The following is a 17516-nucleotide window of genomic DNA, read 5'->3' on the forward strand; positions in this document are numbered from 1 at the left end:
GTTCACTAACCTATGGAAGATTCCCCCCAAACCGACCCCGGCAAAGCCGGCAAAACGGAAGAGCAAAAGGCCAGCCTCGCCCCCAAAAGCGGCGAGCGGCCCGACCAGGGCCACGCCCCGGTAGCCGACCACGAAATCCCGACCGCCGACAACCCCACCAAAGCCATGCACGAGGCCAGCGCCGGCGCCCCGCCCGCCGAGGAGCACATCCCGGCCCCGCCCACCATGGAGGCCAAGTACCTGCACCCCATTCTGGCGCAGCCGCCCGAGGCCCTCACCGGCCTGCGGCTGGAGGGCCGGGAGAAGGTGGCGGCCGGCGTCACGGCCGTTATCAAGTCCATGCAGTTCAGCTGGAGCGAGGGCGGCGTGGGACGCGGCACCAAGGCCTTGCTGGGCCTGAACCAGAAGAACGGGTTCGACTGCTCGAGCTGCGCCTGGCCCGACCCCGACGAGCACCGCTCGGTGGCCGAGTTCTGCGAGAACGGGGCCAAGGCCACCGCCTCCGATGCCGACGACAAGGCCGCCGGCCCCGAGTTTTTCGCCAAGCACAGCCTGGCCGAGCTCTCGCGCCTGACCGACCGCGACCAGAACAACACCGGCCGCCTCACGCACCCCATGGTGAAGCGCCCCGGCGACAACCACTACTCGCCCATCGCCTGGCCCGATGCGTTCGACCTCATTGCCAAAGAGCTTAATGCCTGTAAAACACCCGACGAGGCCATCTTTTACACCTCGGGGAAGATTCCGAACGAGCCGGCCTTTTTGTTCCAGCTGTTTGTGCGCGAGTTTGGCACCAACAACCTGCCCGACTGCTCCAACATGTGCCACGAGAGCAGCGGCTCGGCCCTGAGCCCCACGCTGGGCCTGGGCAAGGGTTCGGTTACGCTCAACGACATTCACGAGGCCGAAGTCATCCTCGTCATCGGCCAGAACCCGGGCACAAACCACCCGCGCATGCTCTCGGCCCTGCAAGCGGCCAAGCGCAACGGAGCCAAAATCATCAGCATCAACCCGCTGATTGAAGCCGGCCTCGTCGCCTTCAAAAACCCCCAGGATTTCATGAACCCCCTGCGGGCGCTGGGCGCGCTCATGGGCGATGGCACGCAACTCACCGACGTGTTCCTGCAGGTGCGCGTGGACGGCGACATGGCCCTGCTGCGCGGCATCATGAAGCACCTGTTTGAGGCCGAGGACCTGAACCCCGGCCAGGTGGTCGACCGCAGCTTTGTGGCCGAATTCACCGAAGGTTTCGACTCGTTCGAGCAGAACATCCGCAACACGAGCTGGGCCGAGATTGAGGAAATCAGCGGCATCAGCCGCGCTCAGCTGCTGGAAGCGGCCAACATCATTGCCCACAAGCAGAAAATCATCACCTGCTGGGCCATGGGCGTCACGCAGCAGCGCCAGGGCGTGCAGACGATTCAGGAAATCGTGAACCTGCACCTCATGAAGGGCGCCATCGGCAAGCCCGGCGCGGGCACCTGCCCGGTGCGCGGCCACTCCAACGTGCAGGGCGACCGCACGATGGGCATCTGGGAGCGGGTGAAGGGCGACTTCCTCGACGCGCTGGAGAAGGAGTTCAAGTTCACCGCCCCGCGCGAGGATGGCCTCGACGTGGTGGAAAGTCTCAAGGCCATGCACGCGGGCAAGAGCCGGGTGTACTTCAGCCTGGGCGGCAACCTGCTGGCCGCCGGCCCCGACACCGAGTTCATTGCCGAAGCCATGCGCAAGCAGAAGCTGACCGTGTTCGTGGGCACCAAGCTCAACCGCGGCCACCTCACCACCGGCGAAACCAGCCTGCTGCTGCCCACCTTCACCCACGTCGACATCGACATGCAGAAGAGCGGCCACCAGATGACAAGCTGTGAAAACTCGATGGGCGTGGTAAGCCAGAACAAGGGCATTCTGGTGCCGCTGGCCGGCGACCAGCTCAGCGAAGTGGCCATCATCAGCGGCATGGCCATTGCCACGCTCGGCGATAAAACCCGCACCGACTGGGTGGCTATGACGGAGAACTACGACGTGATTCGCGACCACATTGCCCGCGTCATCCCCGGCTTCGAGGACTTCAACAAGAAGCTGCGGCAGCCGGGCGGCTTCTACCTGCCCAACGGCCCCCGCGAGCGCAAGTTCACGACCAAGGACGGCAAGGCCCACTTCAGCACCACCACGCTGGAGCGGTACGAAGTAGCCCCCGACCAGCTGATTCTGATGACCGTGCGCTCGCACGACCAGTTCAACACGACGATTTATGAATACAACGACCGGTACCGGGGCATCCACAACGAGCGCCGCGTGCTGTTCATGAACCCGGCTGACATGGCCGCCCGCGGCATCAAAGCCAAGGACCTCATCGACATCACCAGCTACTTCCAGGGCGAGGAGCGCACCGTAGAGAAGTTCGTGGCCGTGCCCTACGACATTCCGAAGGGCAACGTGTCGGCCTACTTCCCCGAGGCCAACCCGCTGGTGCCCATCACCAGTGTGGCCAAGGTGAGCAACACGCCTACCTCGAAATACGTGGTGGTAACGGTAGTGCCCACGGCCGTGAACAATGACAAGCGCATCAAGCAGCGCGAGAAGATGCTGGCATAGGGCCCGTATGTAATTGCGAGTGGAGCGCAGCGCAACGCGGCAATCCTTCCTCCCAATGCAGCAAGCCTAAATAATGTGAAAAGCCCCGGCACTATTCAGTGTCGGGGCTTTTGGTATATAAGAGTTTGTCACATTTCAAGGCTGGTCGCTCAGAAAGGAAAGATTGCCGCGTTGCGCTGCGCTCCACTCGCAATGACAGGTGACCTATGCCGGCTCGTTCTGCTTCTCCAAGTCGAACAGCTCGCCCAGCAACTCCACCAGCTGGCCGCCATCGTCGCGCTTGCAGGCCGCTTTAAGCTGGAGTACGTGCTGCTTGAGAATCTTCTGCATCAGCGAGCGGGTGGCTTCGTCGAGCAGCTTGCTTTCAGCGGGGGTCGCTTTCTTCTGGTAACGGTCGAGCTCTTCCTGGCGCAACTGCTCCAAGCTGGCTTTCATCTTCTGAATAAGGGGGGACACCAGCATTTCCTTGGCCCAGTCGTTCAGGCCGGCAATGCTTTCGGCGATGATGGCGCGTACCTGCGGCACGGCGGCCAGGCGGGTTTGCAGCGCGGCCGAAGCTTTGCTCTGAATGGCGTCGATGTTGTACACCAGCACGCCGGGCACCTGTTCCACATCGGCGGCGATGCTGCGGGGCACGCTCAGGTCAATCAGGAATTTGAAGCTGAGCACGTCGAGGTGCCGCACCAGTTCTTTGGTGAAGAATGGCTCGGCGCGGTTGATGGAGGAAATAACCACGTCGGCTTCTTTCAGGGCCGGCACTAAGTCTTCAAAATCGACGAGGCGCATGCCACACTCGGCCGTCAGCTCTTCGGCCTTGGCACGGGTGCGGTTGCAGATGGTGATTTCGCCAAAGCTCTTGCTGGCGGCCAAGTGGCGGCACACATCGGCGCCGATTTCGCCCAGGCCCACCACCAATACTTTGGGGTTGGCCACGTCGGCGGTCAGCTCTTCTACCAGCTCCAGAGCGGCGTAGCTCACCGAAGCAGCTCCGTCGCGGAAGCTGGTTTCGGTTTGCACGCGCTTGTTGGTGAAGAAAACCGTGTGGAGCAGGCGGTGCAGGAAGGGGCCGGCGGCGTCGGCATCGGCGGCCCACTGGTAGGCCATTTTTACCTGGTTGCTGATTTGCAGGTCGCCCACCACCTGGGCGTCGAGGCCCATGGCAACTTCGAAAAGATGCTGCACGGCCGCCTCGGCGTCGGGCAACAGGTCGAAATAGGGCAGAAACTGGCCGATGTCGGCGCGGGCTTTGAGGTGGCCCAGGGCGAGGATGATTTCGCGGCTGCGGTCGTCCTCGGCGGCGTAGTACACCTCGGTGCGGTTGCAGGTGCTCAGCACGAGCAGGTCGGTCAGGCCCAGCTCATTGTGCAGCGTATTCAGGAAGCGGCGGCAAGCGGCCTCGTCCAGCGAAAGCAGCTCGCGAATGGCAAGCGGGGCTTTCTTAAAGGAGAGGCTGACAGCCTTGAACGGATGCGACATAGAGTAATTCGGTACGGAACCGGGCTGCAAAATTACGGCAGGAATCGGCAAGTATGAAACAGCCCGAGGAAGTCTCCGGTTCGGGACATTGCGCAATAATCCGGAGGTCGGCCAGGTGGGGCCCTCGTACCTTTGCGCCATGTCGCTGAAACCCCCACCCGCTACTTCTTCTGCACTCGGGCCGGTGCCCACCCAGGTTGCCTCGGTAGCGCCCGGCACTGCCGAAATGCCGCGGCCGGGCGCCGCCGAGGCAACCGCGTCGTTGGAGGCTACCGAGGCCCTGGCGCCGGCCGCGCCCCCTGCCACCACCCCGATGGCGTGGGCGCTACTCATTATTCTGGCCTGCATCTGGGGCACCTCGTTTATTCTGATGAAGAAGGGCCTGGTGGTGTTCTCGGCGGTGGAACTGGGCGCCATCCGGGTGAGCGTGGCGGCGCTGCTGCTGCTGCCGTTTGCCCTGCGGCACGTGGGCAGCGTCGAGCGCAGCCGGTTCAAGTGGTTGGCATTAAGCGGGGTATTCGGTACCCTGATTCCGGCCTTTCTGTTTGCTTATGCCGAAACGAAACTGGCCTCGGGGCTGGCGGGCGTGCTCAATGCCCTCACGGCGGTGTTCACGCTGCTGGTGGGGGCGCTGCTGTTTGGCCAGCGCCTCACGGGGCTGCGGGTGCTGGGCATTGCGCTGGGGCTAGTAGGCACGGTGGTCATGCTGCAGCTTGGTGGTAGCGGCGGCGATGCCACGCCCGCCGGCGAGGGCAATGCCTGGTATGGTCTCTACATTCTGGCAGCTACTATCGGCTATGGTCTGAGTGTGAATGTTATAAAATACAAGCTGGGCGGAATGACTCCGGTGGCCGTGACGTCGATGCTGCTCATGCTCATCGGCGGACCAGCACTGGCGTTTCTGCTGCTGGGCACTGGCTTTGTGCATAAGCTCACCACTGCCGCGGGCGCCTGGACGGCCTTTGGCTACATCGCGCTGCTGGCCACCATGAGCACGGCCGTGGCCATGGTGCTGTTCAATAAGCTAATTCAGCAATCCACAGCCCTGTTTGCCTCCTCTAGCACCTACCTCATTCCCATTGTGGCGCTGGCCTTGGGCGCACTCGATGGCGAGGCCTTCAACATCTGGCATTTCGTGGGAATGGTCGTAATTCTGGGCGGTGTGCTCATTATTCACCGGGCGAAATGACTCAACAGACAGAACTTCTTCATTCCTCTATTAAGCAAAACGTCAGAACCCGACTGTCAGGCCCAATTGCCCCCAGCGGTGCGAGCGGCCACCCGCAAATTCAGGCGAAACCCAGGTGGCGGTAGCCGCAAAGCTTATATAGCCGTGCGCCACTACAACCCCGCCGGAGCTGCGCAACACGGCCCGGCGTACGTCGCCTGCGGCCAGCGTGTACGGGTCGCGGCTGGTGAATGGGCTGCCCTGCAAGGTGGCATCGTAGCCGATGAAGCGGCCGGCCAAAGCAGCCTCGCCATAAAGCTGCCAACTGGGCGAATAGCTGAATGGGCTTGGATTGGCGAAATACGGATTGAACTGCCCGGCGCGCAGGTGCAGGCCCGTGCCAGCATATGTGTAGAGCGTGCCCAACGAAGCTTCAGTTTCGGCCAGTAACTCGGTGTGGCGGCTGGTAGCTAATTGCTTTTCGAAGGCCACGCGGTAGCCAACGATGGGCGCGTTGCGAATCTGGTAGTCCCAGCCGCAAGGTTCAGCGTTGCCCATGACGCGGTGAATTGCGGTTTGCAACTCCTTGCCACCCGCTGCCGGGCCAATAAAACCAAGTTCTAGCGCCGTAGTCAGGCGCTGGTGTTGGGCAGGCAAGTTACTGACGCGGAAGAACGAGGCGTATAAGTACGCTGCATAAGGTCGGTCGCCCACTCGAACAAAGGCGTCCTGAATGCGCAGGGGCGTAAAGCCATCGTAGCGCAGCGTGAGGCCGTGTTGTTGCGTGCTAGCCCGTGGCCCGGCCGCCAGCAGGTGCCGCACCGGCAGGCAAGCCAGGACCGGATGCACCAGCGTGAGCGTCATGCCTTGCGTGAAGTAGTAATCGGTACGGAAAAACAGGTCGTTGGCGTAGGTGTAGCGCAACAGCCGGATGGGGCTGACAGGGCGTAGCGTATCGACGGGCACAGGCGCTGCTTGCACCAGCCGGGGCATCGACCATAGAAACAGCAAAAGCAGCAGGCGCATAAGTGGCCGGAGGTACGCGCTAGCGGACATTGAGGATTGAAAGGCGGCCCTTTTCCCAGTCAGTCGTTCACATACGGCCACTCCTGAAACCGGGCGGGTAAGCCTGCCTGCCGTGCATTGCCGCGCACATAAGCCAGCAGCCGAATGAGCTCGGCCCCTTTCTGGACCTCAAACTCGTGCCAGCCGACCTGCCAGAACTCGGCCTCGGGCGGGAGTTTCGGGCGCACCAGACGGCGGCAGTTGGTGCTGGTGCGCAAGTGCAGCAAGTCGATGGCTTTGGCGAAGGAGAGCGGGCTGTCGTCGGGTAGCTCCAGCACGAGGTGGGCGTGGTTGGGCAAAATGGCGAAGCCGTGCACGCGGAAGCCGGTTTCCTCCAGCATCAGGATTTCACCGGCCAGCACCTCGGCTATTTTCTCATTTTCGAAATAACGCGGGCCGATGGGTGCACGGTCGAGCACGGCATCGAACCGGGCAAAAAACTGCTTTTGGGCGCGGCGGCGGTCGGTGCCTGCTTCCTGTGCTCCGCGCAAGCTGGCCTTCAACTCGCGGCCGATGGCGGCCGGAATGGTGCCGTGCAGGCGGAAGGTGAGCAGGCTGAGCATATGTGAGGAGGAGAGGAGCAGGTCCTGTTTAGCGCCGCGTTATTTAAAGGTTGTTGAACACAATGGCGATGTCTTGCAAATGCCAGTTGTTCAACGCCGAGACGCAAATATGCGTCTCTACACCACAGTCAGCTTGCCGTCGGTATCGTGTAAGCGCTGGTTGGTGAGCAGTTGTTCTATTACTGCGGCCAGCACCTGCCGCTGCTCCTCGCTGGGGCGCGCGAAGCCCAGCCGGCGCGCGGCGGCAGCTGGCGCGTCGACCTTTCCCAGCGAGAAGCTGTCGCCCACTACGGCAACCACGGCCGCAGCCAGCTCTTCGGGTGCAATCAGGCTGAATTTTCTTGAAGCGGCCGGCAGGGTGCTGCGGTCGCGCACTACCACTGCCACGGACCGCATGCTAGGCGTCCATAAAAAGTCGCCCTGCGGGCGGATGCTGCCCATTTGTCCCGCGACCCGGATGGCCGCTGCCACGCTGGCCCGGATGCGCGAGCCCACCTGGGTAGCCCCGACGGCCAGGGCCAGCCGGCGCGTCACTTCGTCAACGTGCACGGGGCTTTCCACCGCTACTACTTCGGCCACCCAGGCCGCCAGGCGGCCGGCCGGATGCTGGTGAATTTCCTTTTGACGAATAACAGGAGGCAGCTGGGCCAGCTGATAGGGAGGAGCAGCCGGGCCATTCGGCCGACCGGGCGCTTCGCGGGTTAGCCCCGCCGTTGGCGTACCTGCTGATGGCTCGGCATCAGCAAGCTCCGTAAGGTGGGCGGGCTGGCGGGCGGCTTCGATGGCCGCCACGGCTCGGTTGGTGGCGCCGCTGGGGTCGCGGAACCAATCGGTGCTCCAGATGCGGTGCAGGCGCCAGCCCACAGCTTCGAGTACCTGCTGGCGCAGGCGGTCGCGGTCGCGGGCCGAGCGGGCGGCGTGGTACGTGGCGCCGTCGCACTCAATGCCTAGCACGTAGCGGCCCGGCTGGTCGGGGTCGACCACCGCCAAATCAATATAAAAACCTTGGCTGCCCACCTGTGGGCGCAGCTGGTAGCCCCGCGCCGTGAGAGCCCGGTGCACGACTTCTTCAAACGGCGACTCTGGCGCGCGGTCGGTTTCTTCGTTCTGGTTCAGGCGGCCGGTTTGAGCGACTTGGAGGAAGGTTTTGAGCGCTGCCACCCCCCGGGCATTGGTGCGGCTCAGGTCGAGGTCGTCGGCGGTGAGGTTGGTGAAGACCTCGCAGCGCTGACGGGCGCGGGTGATGAGCACGTTGAGCCGCCGCTCGCCGCCGTTTCCGTTTAGCGGGCCGAAGCTCATGGCTAGGTAGCCCTCGCGGGTGCGGCCGTAGCCAACACTGATGAAGATGACGTCGCGCTCGTCGCCCTGCACGTTTTCGAGGTTTTTGATGAAAAAAGGCTCGTGCGGGTGCTGGTTGAAAAATGCCTCCGTTTCGGGCTGTTGCCGACGCTTGGCTTCGAGCGCATCCTCCAAAGCCTGCCGCTGCGCCATGCTGAAGGCCACCACGCCCAGCGTGAGCCCCGGAGTGTGGCGGGCATGGTGCAGCACGGCCTCGGCCACGGTGGCGGCTTCCTGCGGATTGGTGCGGGTAGTGCCGCGTTCGTACCAGGCTTCGGGCAAATGATGGTACCTCAACCCCAAATTTTCGGACCCGCCCGGGCTGGGAAAAACCACTAGCTGGTCGTTGTAAAACAGGTGGTTGGAAGGCGCAATCAGTGACTCGTGGCGCGAGCGGTAGTGCCAGCGGAGCATGCGCTCGGGCATCTGGCAGGCTTTGCAGAGCTCCAGAATGCTGGGGATGTCGGCGGTGACGCTTTCCTCATCGGCCTCGTCGGCTGGGCCATTCAGCGACTCGAAAAAGCTGCTGGGCGGCAGTTGCTTCGAGTCGCCGACTACCACCAGCTGCCGGCCGCGGGCAATGGCGCCCAGCGCATCCATGGGTTTCACCTGGCTGGCTTCATCGAACACCACCAGGTCGAATGCTACCGCGCCGGGCGGCAGGTAGGTGGCTATCGATAGCGGCGACATCATCATCACCGGCTTGATGGCCTGCACGGCCCGGCCGGCATCCTGCATCAGGCGGCGCAGCGGCAGGTGGCGGCTTTTCTTGGCAAATTCCCGGCCGAGCACCTGCATCTGGCCGCCGGCCTGCGGGTTGGGCAGCCCCTCAAAATGCCGCAACATGGCCCGGATGCGGTTGTAATAAAGTGAGTCGCGGTCGACCTGCCGGAAGCGGGCGGCCAGTTCTTCGTGGCTCGCCCGCTCAAACTGTCGCAGGGCGGGGTGCTCTTCAAGCGACATTTTCTGCAGGAATTCGAGCCAGGTCTGGCGCACGGCCATCGCGAGAAAGTGGGCTGCTTCGGGCCAGCTTTCGGCCAATAGCAGCAGCTCCGGCCGCTGCTCGGCGCGTGCACTGGCCGCCACGTTGTTCCATTCGGTGGTGAGGTGCAGAGCCGGCAGGTTGGCGGCCCAGGTGTGGAGTGTGGTCAGTTGAGCCGCGAAGGGCTGAAACTGCAGGCGGCCATCGGGACCGAAGCGGCGGGCTTCGTTTAGGTGCAGCGCATCGGCCAGCGCCTGCACGGTGGCGCGGTGCTGGGCGAGGGCATTTTCGAGGGCATTTAGCTTTATTGCTAATTTCTCATCAGTGGAGAGATTAGCCAAATTTGCCGGAGCCAGGTATTCCAGTAGTTCAGGCGGCAGCTCGCGGCGGGCAATGCGCTGGTGGGTCAGCAGCACGTAATCGGCTATGCGGCGCAAGGGTAGCCAATTCGAGCGTAGGCCCTGCCAGCCGAAGCCCAGCAACTGCCGCATCAACGGGTCTGCTTCCGCGAGGGCTTGAGCATGGCCGCGGGCCCCATGAATGGCTTCAATAACAAGAAGTAGGGTGCCCGCCTCTTCCGGCAGCGGGCCGCGCCAGAGGCCTTGCAGGCGCTGGCGGGCGCGGCGGTAGTCACCGCTCAGAAATTTCCACCATTTGTTGCCAGCGGCCAGCACAGCAGCACGCTCAGGCAGCAGGTGTTGCTCCCAGGCATCGGGTAGCAATACGGCCTCATACTGCTGATGAAGAGTGGCGTAAGCCCTGCCTGCTTGCAGCGTTTCGCTGACGTAATTGGCCTGCCCCATCCAGGCTGCGTCGGCCACGGCCACACCGGCGAGCGGCGGTGCCAGCAAGATGTGGCGGGCAGCGGGCAGCAGCGCCTCGGCCGCGGCGCGGTTGGCGGGAGCAGGGAGCCCCAGCTGGTGGGCCAGCGTTTCGGCGGCAGCCTGCAAAGCCAGCACTGCGGCGGGCGCGTCGCGCAACTGGGCGGCCAGCGCGGCTTGCGCGGCGGGCAGCAGCATGGTCAGCTCGCTGCCCCAGAAAAGTAAGTTCTTCGGAATGCCGGTTTTTTGCAAGGTGGCCTGCAGGCCCGAAGCCAGGGCTTCGGTGTGGGCGGCGTCGGCATCGGTCCAGTCAGCTAACCGGGCAAAAGCCAATCTGGGCAATTCCACTGCGCCCCGCTCTTCGTGCAGCTTCAGCAGCTCGCCGGCTACCTGCTGCGCGGTGCGGCGGCTGCGGCCCAGGGGCGCATTCACGGCCAGGGCGTAGTCGTTCAGGGCCTGGCGGTAGCGCGGCAGCTGGGCCAGCTGGTCGGCCAGGGCGGTAGCAGGGGCGGGGCGGCCCAGGCTTAGGGTGTGGCGCAGCTCATCGAGCACGAGCTTTTTGTTGGCCTTGTGGCTGTGCAGCTCCAGGCAGGCGGCGCCCAGGCCCAGGGCATCGAGGCGGCGCTTCACGACTTCCAGCGCCGCCATTTTCTCGGCCACAAACAGCACCTTCTTGCCCGCTCCAATGGCTTCGGCCAGCAGGTTGGCAATGGTTTGCGACTTGCCCGTGCCCGGTGGGCCCTGAATAACCAGGTTGCGCCCTTCGTGCACTGCCAGCAGCGCCAGCAGCTGCGACGAGTCAGCGTCGAGCACCTGGTGCAGCTCGGCGGCCGGGCTATCGGTGTCGAGGAAAGCCTCGTCGCCCACCGTAGGCGGGGCGTCGGTAAAGCCAGCTTCCGAACCCAATAGCGCCTGAATGGCGGGATGGTCGAGCAGGCCGTGGCCCGCCGGCCAGTTGGTTGGGTCCAGGTCGCGGTAGAGCCGGAGCTTTCCAAAGGAGAAGAAGCCCAGTACGATGTTGTCCGGGGCCACCTGCCAGCGCGGTTGGCTAGCCACGGCCTGTTGCGCAGCCGCGTAATAGTCGGCCAGGGTGCCGTCTTCGTCCAGCTGCGGCAGCGTTATCCCGAAATCAGCCTTCAGCCGGGCTTGCAGTGAGAGGTTGTCTTCCAGCTCGGCTCCGGTGTGCCGCAGCCGGAAACGCTCGGCGGCCGTGCCGCGCTCCAGCAGCACGGGCACCAGCACCAGGGGGGCGTGGCGGGGCTCGGGGCTGCTGTCGCTCTCGTACCAGGTCAGCATTCCCAGCGCGAGGTACAGGACGTTTACGCCCTGCTCCTCCAGGCTGGTGCGGGCGGTGTAGTAGGTGTTCAGCAGGCGGCGTTCGAGGCGGGCCAGGGCTTCGTCGGTTTGCAGCTTATTATCGGTGAGCAGGGCCTGGCGGGCCGTTTCGTTGGGCTCGGCCGCGGGGGTAGATTGTGCCACTGTAGGGTCGTAGGCCGCATTCAGTTGCTCCAGATATTCGGTGCGCCGCGCCTCTTTCTCCGCTTCGGTAAGCCCGGCCTGAACGGCCTCCAGCGATGTAAAACCAGCGGTAGACCGAATGGAGTTGGCCGATGACTTCAGTTTGGAAAGCTGGGCTTCCGGCACGCCCTGGAAGTACATGGTTTTGCCCTGGCGCACGAGCACCTCGTATACGGCGGCGGCTTCTTCGCGCACCACGCCTACGCCCCGGCTGGCCGAGGGCCGGAAGTTGAGCAGCGGGTTGCGCAGGCCCAGGTCGAGCAGCTCCCGGCGCGAGGCGTCGAGGCGGGCGGCGAAGGTAGGGGCGGCAGCGAAAGGTGTTGCGTCGGTCAAGGGGCAGGGCAGTGTAATGGGCACAAGCGCAACGTAATCTGCTCGTTATATTTCCTGCTCGGCGTTACGCAAACTGAAATTACTCGCGTTGAATAGCCAAATCGATAGCGCCACTTAAAAATAGTCGCGTGTGCAGACCACATGGCTTGCCCGTGCACGAACACGAAGAGGCGGCCCCGAGCGATAAGAGCATTGATAGCGCAATATTTTGCGCCTTATATTTGCAATAAAAAATATTAATTTTTATTAATATTTTACCCTTGAATCCAGCTTGTAAAACAAGAAAAGGGCAAGCAATTCAACCCCTCTAAAGTCGAAAAATGGAATCTTTGAAAGTAGTGTTGTTTTTGGCACTGGTATTATTATCAAACGCTGCATACTCGCAGAAACCGGATTTGGCACAAATAATTAGCGGAAGCTATAAATGCGAAATCACCTCGGCGGAGTACGGTAAAGGCGAATACCAAAAGACGAAAGGGACGGTATCAATTTCGAAAATTGGAGAGAATAAAATCAAAATCTCCTATGGAAGCGACTCCTACACCATTAGCACACTTACCTCAGATGGCAACACCACCATTATGGGTGAAGAGCCTTCCCCTGATAACAATGGCGATAAGGGAGTGCATTTGAGCCTGTATGAAAGTCCGGCTGTGATTTCAGGAAGGTCATCAAACGGCACCTCTGAAAAGGAACCGAAGTCCTGGTCTTTTGAAGGAATTTCGACGGATACGAACAAGCCCCGAAGCCTAAGCAGCGAACCTGCTTCCAGAGAAATCTATGTAAAACCCATGGCTGAGTTTGGTGGGAAAATCATGAAGAAACGGGACGTGGCTTTGTGTATTCTAGGAAAAGTGGGCACACCGGTCAACACGTTATCCGTGAAGAAAGCAGCCGATGAGCAGCAGATTTCCGGAGTATTGGTCCTGGATATTCCGTTCCCGGAAGACGCTGCCTGGAAAAGCAATTCCTATGAAGCGCAAACCAAACGCTACTGGGAAGAAACAAATAAGCCATTCCTTGCTAATGCGGTGGCGCAAAACGCCGAGATAAGGTGGATTGTTGACCCGCGATTGGACAAGTATAAATATTCGGAAAAGCCCAAAGGGGCCAAATTCGATACAGTAAAGGATGGCGCAAATATCAGCAAGGTGTTGAGCTACACGAATTTTGAATACCAATACCTGCTGAGCAAAGGATACAAGCTTGATGCTACGACTGGAATAATGAGTAAGTAACTCTTACTGTCAGCAATCCAGTTTGCCAACAGAAAGCCCCCAGTACAGTTGCCATCTATAATGGCAATGTGCTGGGGGCCTTCTGTTGTAAACGAACGCAGTCTTATTGCCGCATTACAGAGCTGTTTTATGGCTTAAAATCCTGCCAATCTTGCGCTTTACGCCACCAGCTCCGGCGTGCGGCCCAGCTTCGAGTGCTTGTAGCCGTAGGTGAAGTACACGGCCAGGCCAATGAGCAGCCACACGAAAAACAGCGTCCAGTTGCTGATGCCCAGTTCCGTCATCAGATACAGGTTGATGAGCAGGCCCAGGGTGGGTAGCAACGAGAGCTTCTTGCGGAAGGAGAGGATGGACAGGCCCACGCAGAACAGGAAAAACACCAGCGTCGGAATCTGGTGGGCGAAGCCGCCCGTCACCTTGCCGCTCAGCGCGTCGTGTTCAATCCAGCCGCGCTGGCCGGTAATGTCGAGCATGAATTCGTGGTTGCTGACCGCGTTGTAGCGCACGATGAAGAAGGCGCCCACCGCTAGAATCAGGGGCACCAGCCATTGCCCGTTGATGTAGGGCACCTTGAAGCGAGCCTCCGACTTGCCGTAGGGGTCGATGATGAGAATGCCGCCGCACACCAGCGCAAACGCGAACAGCGTGCCGATGCTGGTGAGGTCGACCACCAAATCCATGTTCAGAATGAGCGCCGGCACCGCCACGAAAAAGCCCGTGACGATGGTAGCAAACGACGGCGTATGGAAGCGTGGGTGAATCTTCGAGAACACCGATGGGAGCAACCCATCACGGCTCATGGTGAGCCAGATGCGCGGCTGGCCCAGCTGGAACACCAGCAGCACCGAGGCCATGGCAAACACCGCACTCACCGCCACCAGGCCCGAGAGGCGCGACAGCCCCACTCGGGCAAATACGAAGGAGAGCGGGTCGCCCACGCCGAGCTCCTTGTACGACACCATGCCCGTGAGTACCAGCGTAATAATTACATACAGCACCGTGCAAATCACCAGCGCGTACATCATGGCCTTGGGCAAATCGCGCTGCGGGTTCTTGCATTCCTCGGCCGTGGTCGAGATGGCATCGAAGCCGATATAAGCGAAGAACACCGCCGACACGCCCTTGAGCACGCCGCCTACGCCGTTGGGGGCGAAGGGCGTCCAGTTGGCTGGGTTCACGTAGAACGCGCCCACCACAATCACGATGAAGACGATGATAAGCTTGAGCAGCACCAGCAGGTTCGAAGCGTTTTTGCTCTCCTTGATGCCCACGTACACCAGCGCCGTAATGGCCACCGTGATGGCGAAGGCGGGCAGGTCGATAACCAGGTGCAGGCTGTCGGTGAGGGCTGGGGCCTGCATCCAGGCCTTGTAGCCGTCGAGCTGGGCCGGCGACACGGCCGCCGTGGCCTCAGCCAGCGACTTGCCCGATTGCACCAGCGTCTGCACGGCTTCGTAGCCGGCGTGGCCCGTTTGGGTGCCCATCGTGAGCCAGAGCGGAATGTGCAGCCCAATGCCGTCCATCAGGCCCGTAAAATAGTCGGACCATGAAATGGCCACCACGATGTTGCCCACCGCGTATTCCATTATCAACGCCCAGCCAATAATCCAGGCCGCCAGCTCGCCAAACGAGGCATAGGCGTAGGTGTAAGCCGACCCGCTAACCGGAATGGTAGCTGCGAACTGCGCGTAGCACAGCGCCGAGAAAGCGCAGGCAATAGCCGTGAACACGAACAGCAGCGACACTGCGGGCCCACCATCAAGGCTGGCTTTACCAATGGTGCTGAAAATGCCGGCCCCGATAATGGCGGCTATGCCCAGCGCCGTGAGGTCGCGTACGGTGAGGTGGCGTTCGAGGCCGCCGGGGCCGGTGTGGCCTTCGTGGTCGGCCGGGGGATTTTGCAGAATGGCCGCAATGGTTTTGCGACGAAACAAGGATTTTTCAGAGCTCATGAAAGAACGGTGGGCGGGTTTGGGGGCGAAAAGATAGCGCCCCGGCGCGGCTTGCGGTGCATCCGGCCCCGTTCGAGGCCCCTAGCGCAGCAGGCCGCTCACGATGCTGCCAGCCACGTGCACCGTCATGGTGCCGCCGCCTACCCGCACCGGCACGCCCACCGAAACGCTGCCCAGGCCCCCGCCGTAGCCATTGTAGCCGAAGCTATTGGGCACTGGCCCGCGCAGCCCCAATGGCGAAAACGCCGGGTTACCAAAGCCACCATCGGTGCTGGCAAACGGCGCGGCGCTGCCATAGGGCTGCACCCAGTACGGCGACAAGCTGTACTGCACGAAGGGTCGCGCCCGCTCGCCGGTGCCCAGTGTGTACCGCAGGTAGGGCTGCACCCCGTAGCCAGCCAGGCCCGGCGCCAGCACTGGCGAGTAGCTGCCTGTTACGTAAGCTCCGGCCAGCCAATGCCCACTGGCTGGTACGGCCGAAGCTGGAATTTCCAGCCCCACCGCACTGCTGGTGCGCGCTTGGGCCAGACTGAAAAAGGGTAAGGCAACCAGCGCCAGTGGCACCAGGCGAGTAAGGGTTTTCATGCAGATAATCTGTAGCAGCCGGATAGGCACTCAAGATACAAGTTTTTCCGCAGCAGCCGTGTGCATTCCTGGGAGCTCGGGCATCGAAAAGCAAAAGACGTTAGCTGTCTGTCTATGCACCCCTCCACTTCGCTCGTTATTCCGCAGCCCTGCTCCGAAAACTGGGATGCTATGTCGCCCGCCGTCACGGGGCGCCACTGCGCTGCGTGCGCCAAAACCGTCATTGATTTCACCCTCAAGACCGATGCTGAACTCCTGGCGTACTTCGCCAACCCAGGGCAGACTACGTGCGGACGGTTCTGGGCCGACCAATTGGCACGCCCCCTGCGCGCGGCCCTACTACCGGCTCCGGCCAGCCGGTGGAGGGCCTGGCTGGCGGCCACCGCCATTGCCTGGAGTTTGCGGGAAGCTTCGGGCCAAGTGGCGGTTGCTGCACGGGCAGTACCACCCACCCATCGTCCGCAGAAAAGAGCAGGCCGGGCAGTACCAGGCCGGAAAGGCGCGGCGTTAATTATTCGAGGAATAGTGCGCGATGTAGCTACCCAGGCACCATTACCAGGGGTTGCGGTTTTCCTGAAAGGCGAGAATCGGAGTGCTATCACCGATTCAGCTGGGCGCTTTAGTCTGCGGGTGCCAACCGGGCAGTTGGCTAAGCGGCACCATTCGTTGGTGCTACATTCGTTTGGCTACAACTCGCACATAGTGGCTGTGCCCGTTTCTGCGCAGGCGGCCCGCGCTATTTTCATCGGTTTACAAGCCAATAATGCCGCCGCCGGAGTGGAAGTGGTAGGGTACGGTTCTACTCCATATCGACACCAGATGAGTGGAAGTGTTTCGACAATTGTTGGGGCTGAAATGTCGACCCGCTGTAAGCCACCCAGAAGCCCACGCCGCTTTTTTGACTGGCTCAGCCGCCCTTTCCGTCATGCAGCACGCACCCTTTGATGCCTTTTTCAATGCGCTCAACTTCTCTCCAAATCCCACAGCCCTGCCATGAAAGCTGGGATGCCATGGTGCCCGCCAACACCGGTCGGCACTGCGCTGCTTGCTCCCACACAGTAGTTGATTTTACCCTGAAAACCGATGCCGAAATCCTGGCCTACCTGGCCGGGGCTGCTAGCGGCCGCACCTGCGGCCGTTTCGCGGCGGGGCAGCTGGACCGGCCGTTGCAGCGCGCCATGCCGGTTGCCCCAAACGGGCACTGGCGGGCCTGGCTGGCAGCAGCCGTGGCCATGTGGGGCTTGCGTGAAGGCATTGGCAATGAGGCTAAAGCGCAGGCTGCTAGCGAATGGCGCGCCCGCTATTGGGGTGGCCCCGTGCCCGCCGTGCCGGCGGTTGAAAGCAAAGCGCAACGTTCCGACGATACTGCTGCGACTGCAAGTGCCCCTTCGGTAAATAACATAATTTCTAAGGAAGCCGTCTCTGTAGGGATGCCCATTATTCACAACTTTCCGGAGTACCTAAATACTATGAAAGTGCCGCCCCTGGTTCTGCGGGGTGTTGTTACTGATAGGTCAACCAGCCAAGAGCTTCCGGGAGTTACCGTACTGCTCAAAGGCTCTACGATTGGAGTGAGTACGCAAGCCGATGGCTCGTACGAATTAACGCTGCCAGCGGAAATGGTAGAGGCTTCTCAGGTTACTGTTTCTGTGTCATCTCTAGGTTTCATCACGCAAGAGCGAGTGCTTGCCACAAAAGCTACAGAAAGCCCGCAGGATTTTTGCTTGCAAGGGCAAACAATGGGAGCCTTAATGGTAGTCAGCCCACAATCCTGGCATCCCCGTGCCTTATACTCCTGGGGTAAATACTGGCTCACCCGACCTTTTCGCCGCGACTAATGCTGCCTTAATGGTCGGAGGCTTCTTTCAAAAACCGATACCTT

The 17516-nt window shown here is 61.6% G+C and carries 11 protein-coding genes; 5 read left to right on the forward strand and 6 right to left on the reverse strand.

The window, feature by feature from the left end:
- The first annotated feature begins 12 nt into the window (after positions 1-12).
- Complete coding sequence (locus ABD837_RS21340; RefSeq protein WP_345058654.1) at positions 13-2595, forward strand: FdhF/YdeP family oxidoreductase; 2583 nt, start codon at positions 13-15, stop codon at positions 2593-2595.
- Between the two features lie 204 nt (positions 2596-2799).
- Here ABD837_RS21340 and hemA read toward each other — a convergent pair whose 3' ends face one another.
- Positions 2800-4071, reverse strand: a complete 1272-nt coding sequence (hemA, locus tag ABD837_RS21345; RefSeq protein WP_345058656.1) for a glutamyl-tRNA reductase — start codon at positions 4069-4071, stop codon at positions 2800-2802.
- Between the two features lie 139 nt (positions 4072-4210).
- Between hemA and ABD837_RS21350 the strand changes: the two genes are divergently transcribed.
- Positions 4211-5260 carry a DMT family transporter gene (locus ABD837_RS21350; protein ID WP_345058657.1) on the forward strand — a complete coding sequence of 350 codons (1050 nt, stop codon included), beginning with the start codon at positions 4211-4213 and terminating at the stop codon, positions 5258-5260.
- 42 nt (positions 5261-5302) lie between these two features.
- Here ABD837_RS21350 and ABD837_RS21355 read toward each other — a convergent pair whose 3' ends face one another.
- The 3 genes from ABD837_RS21355 to ABD837_RS21365 all read right to left on the reverse strand — a co-directional run bounded on the left by ABD837_RS21355 (position 5303) and on the right by ABD837_RS21365 (position 11859).
- Positions 5303-6265, reverse strand: coding sequence for a lipid A deacylase LpxR family protein (locus ABD837_RS21355; RefSeq protein ID WP_345058659.1), 963 nt, complete (start codon positions 6263-6265; stop codon positions 5303-5305).
- A gap of 59 nt (positions 6266-6324) precedes the next feature.
- Positions 6325-6867, reverse strand: coding sequence for a hypothetical protein (locus tag ABD837_RS21360; RefSeq protein WP_345058661.1), 543 nt, complete (start codon positions 6865-6867; stop codon positions 6325-6327).
- A 117-nt stretch (positions 6868-6984) separates the two neighbouring features.
- Complete coding sequence (locus tag ABD837_RS21365; RefSeq protein ID WP_345058663.1) at positions 6985-11859, reverse strand: anti-phage protein ProA; 4875 nt, start codon at positions 11857-11859, stop codon at positions 6985-6987.
- 320 nt (positions 11860-12179) lie between these two features.
- Between ABD837_RS21365 and ABD837_RS21370 the strand changes: the two genes are divergently transcribed.
- Entirely contained in the window at positions 12180-13097 is a 918-nt protein-coding gene (locus tag ABD837_RS21370) for a hypothetical protein (protein WP_345058665.1), read from the forward strand.
- Between the two features lie 158 nt (positions 13098-13255).
- Here ABD837_RS21370 and ABD837_RS21375 read toward each other — a convergent pair whose 3' ends face one another.
- Both ABD837_RS21375 and ABD837_RS21380 read right to left on the reverse strand, forming a co-directional pair.
- Positions 13256-15049, reverse strand: a complete 1794-nt coding sequence (locus ABD837_RS21375; RefSeq protein ID WP_345058667.1) for an amino acid permease — start codon at positions 15047-15049, stop codon at positions 13256-13258.
- Positions 15050-15130: 81 nt separating this feature from the next.
- Positions 15131-15634, reverse strand: a complete 504-nt coding sequence (locus ABD837_RS21380) for a hypothetical protein (RefSeq protein ID WP_345058669.1) — start codon at positions 15632-15634, stop codon at positions 15131-15133.
- Positions 15635-15805: 171 nt separating this feature from the next.
- On the opposite strand from ABD837_RS21380, the gene ABD837_RS25075 reads away from it, so the two are divergent.
- On the forward strand, positions 15806-16579 hold the full coding sequence (locus ABD837_RS25075; RefSeq protein ID WP_425554371.1) for a carboxypeptidase-like regulatory domain-containing protein: 774 nt from the start codon (positions 15806-15808) through the stop codon (positions 16577-16579).
- Positions 16580-16590: 11 nt separating this feature from the next.
- A complete protein-coding gene (locus ABD837_RS21385) occupies positions 16591-17472 on the forward strand; it encodes a carboxypeptidase-like regulatory domain-containing protein (protein WP_345058671.1) in 882 nt (293 codons plus the stop codon).
- Positions 17473-17516: the final 44 nt, after the last annotated feature.

This window comes from Hymenobacter glaciei (assembly GCF_039539585.1).
Lineage (GTDB): Bacteria > Bacteroidota > Bacteroidia > Cytophagales > Hymenobacteraceae > Hymenobacter > Hymenobacter glaciei.

Bases quoted from the DNA above. Each gene is read 5' to 3' on its own strand.
- ABD837_RS21375 (WP_345058667.1), bottom strand. From the start codon at position 15,049: ATGAGCTCTGAAAAATCCTTGTTTCGTCGCAAAACCATTGCGGCCATT.
- ABD837_RS21340 (WP_345058654.1), top strand. From the start codon at position 13: ATGGAAGATTCCCCCCAAACCGACCCCGGCAAAGCCGGCAAAACGGAA.
- ABD837_RS21370 (WP_345058665.1), top strand. From the start codon at position 12,180: ATGGAATCTTTGAAAGTAGTGTTGTTTTTGGCACTGGTATTATTATCA.
- ABD837_RS21350 (WP_345058657.1), top strand. From the start codon at position 4,211: ATGTCGCTGAAACCCCCACCCGCTACTTCTTCTGCACTCGGGCCGGTG.
- ABD837_RS21385 (WP_345058671.1), top strand. From the start codon at position 16,591: ATGCGCTCAACTTCTCTCCAAATCCCACAGCCCTGCCATGAAAGCTGG.
- ABD837_RS21360 (WP_345058661.1), bottom strand. From the start codon at position 6,867: ATGCTCAGCCTGCTCACCTTCCGCCTGCACGGCACCATTCCGGCCGCC.
- hemA (WP_345058656.1), bottom strand. From the start codon at position 4,071: ATGTCGCATCCGTTCAAGGCTGTCAGCCTCTCCTTTAAGAAAGCCCCG.
- ABD837_RS21355 (WP_345058659.1), bottom strand. From the start codon at position 6,265: ATGCGCCTGCTGCTTTTGCTGTTTCTATGGTCGATGCCCCGGCTGGTG.
- ABD837_RS25075 (WP_425554371.1), top strand. From the start codon at position 15,806: ATGTCGCCCGCCGTCACGGGGCGCCACTGCGCTGCGTGCGCCAAAACC.
- ABD837_RS21380 (WP_345058669.1), bottom strand. From the start codon at position 15,634: ATGAAAACCCTTACTCGCCTGGTGCCACTGGCGCTGGTTGCCTTACCC.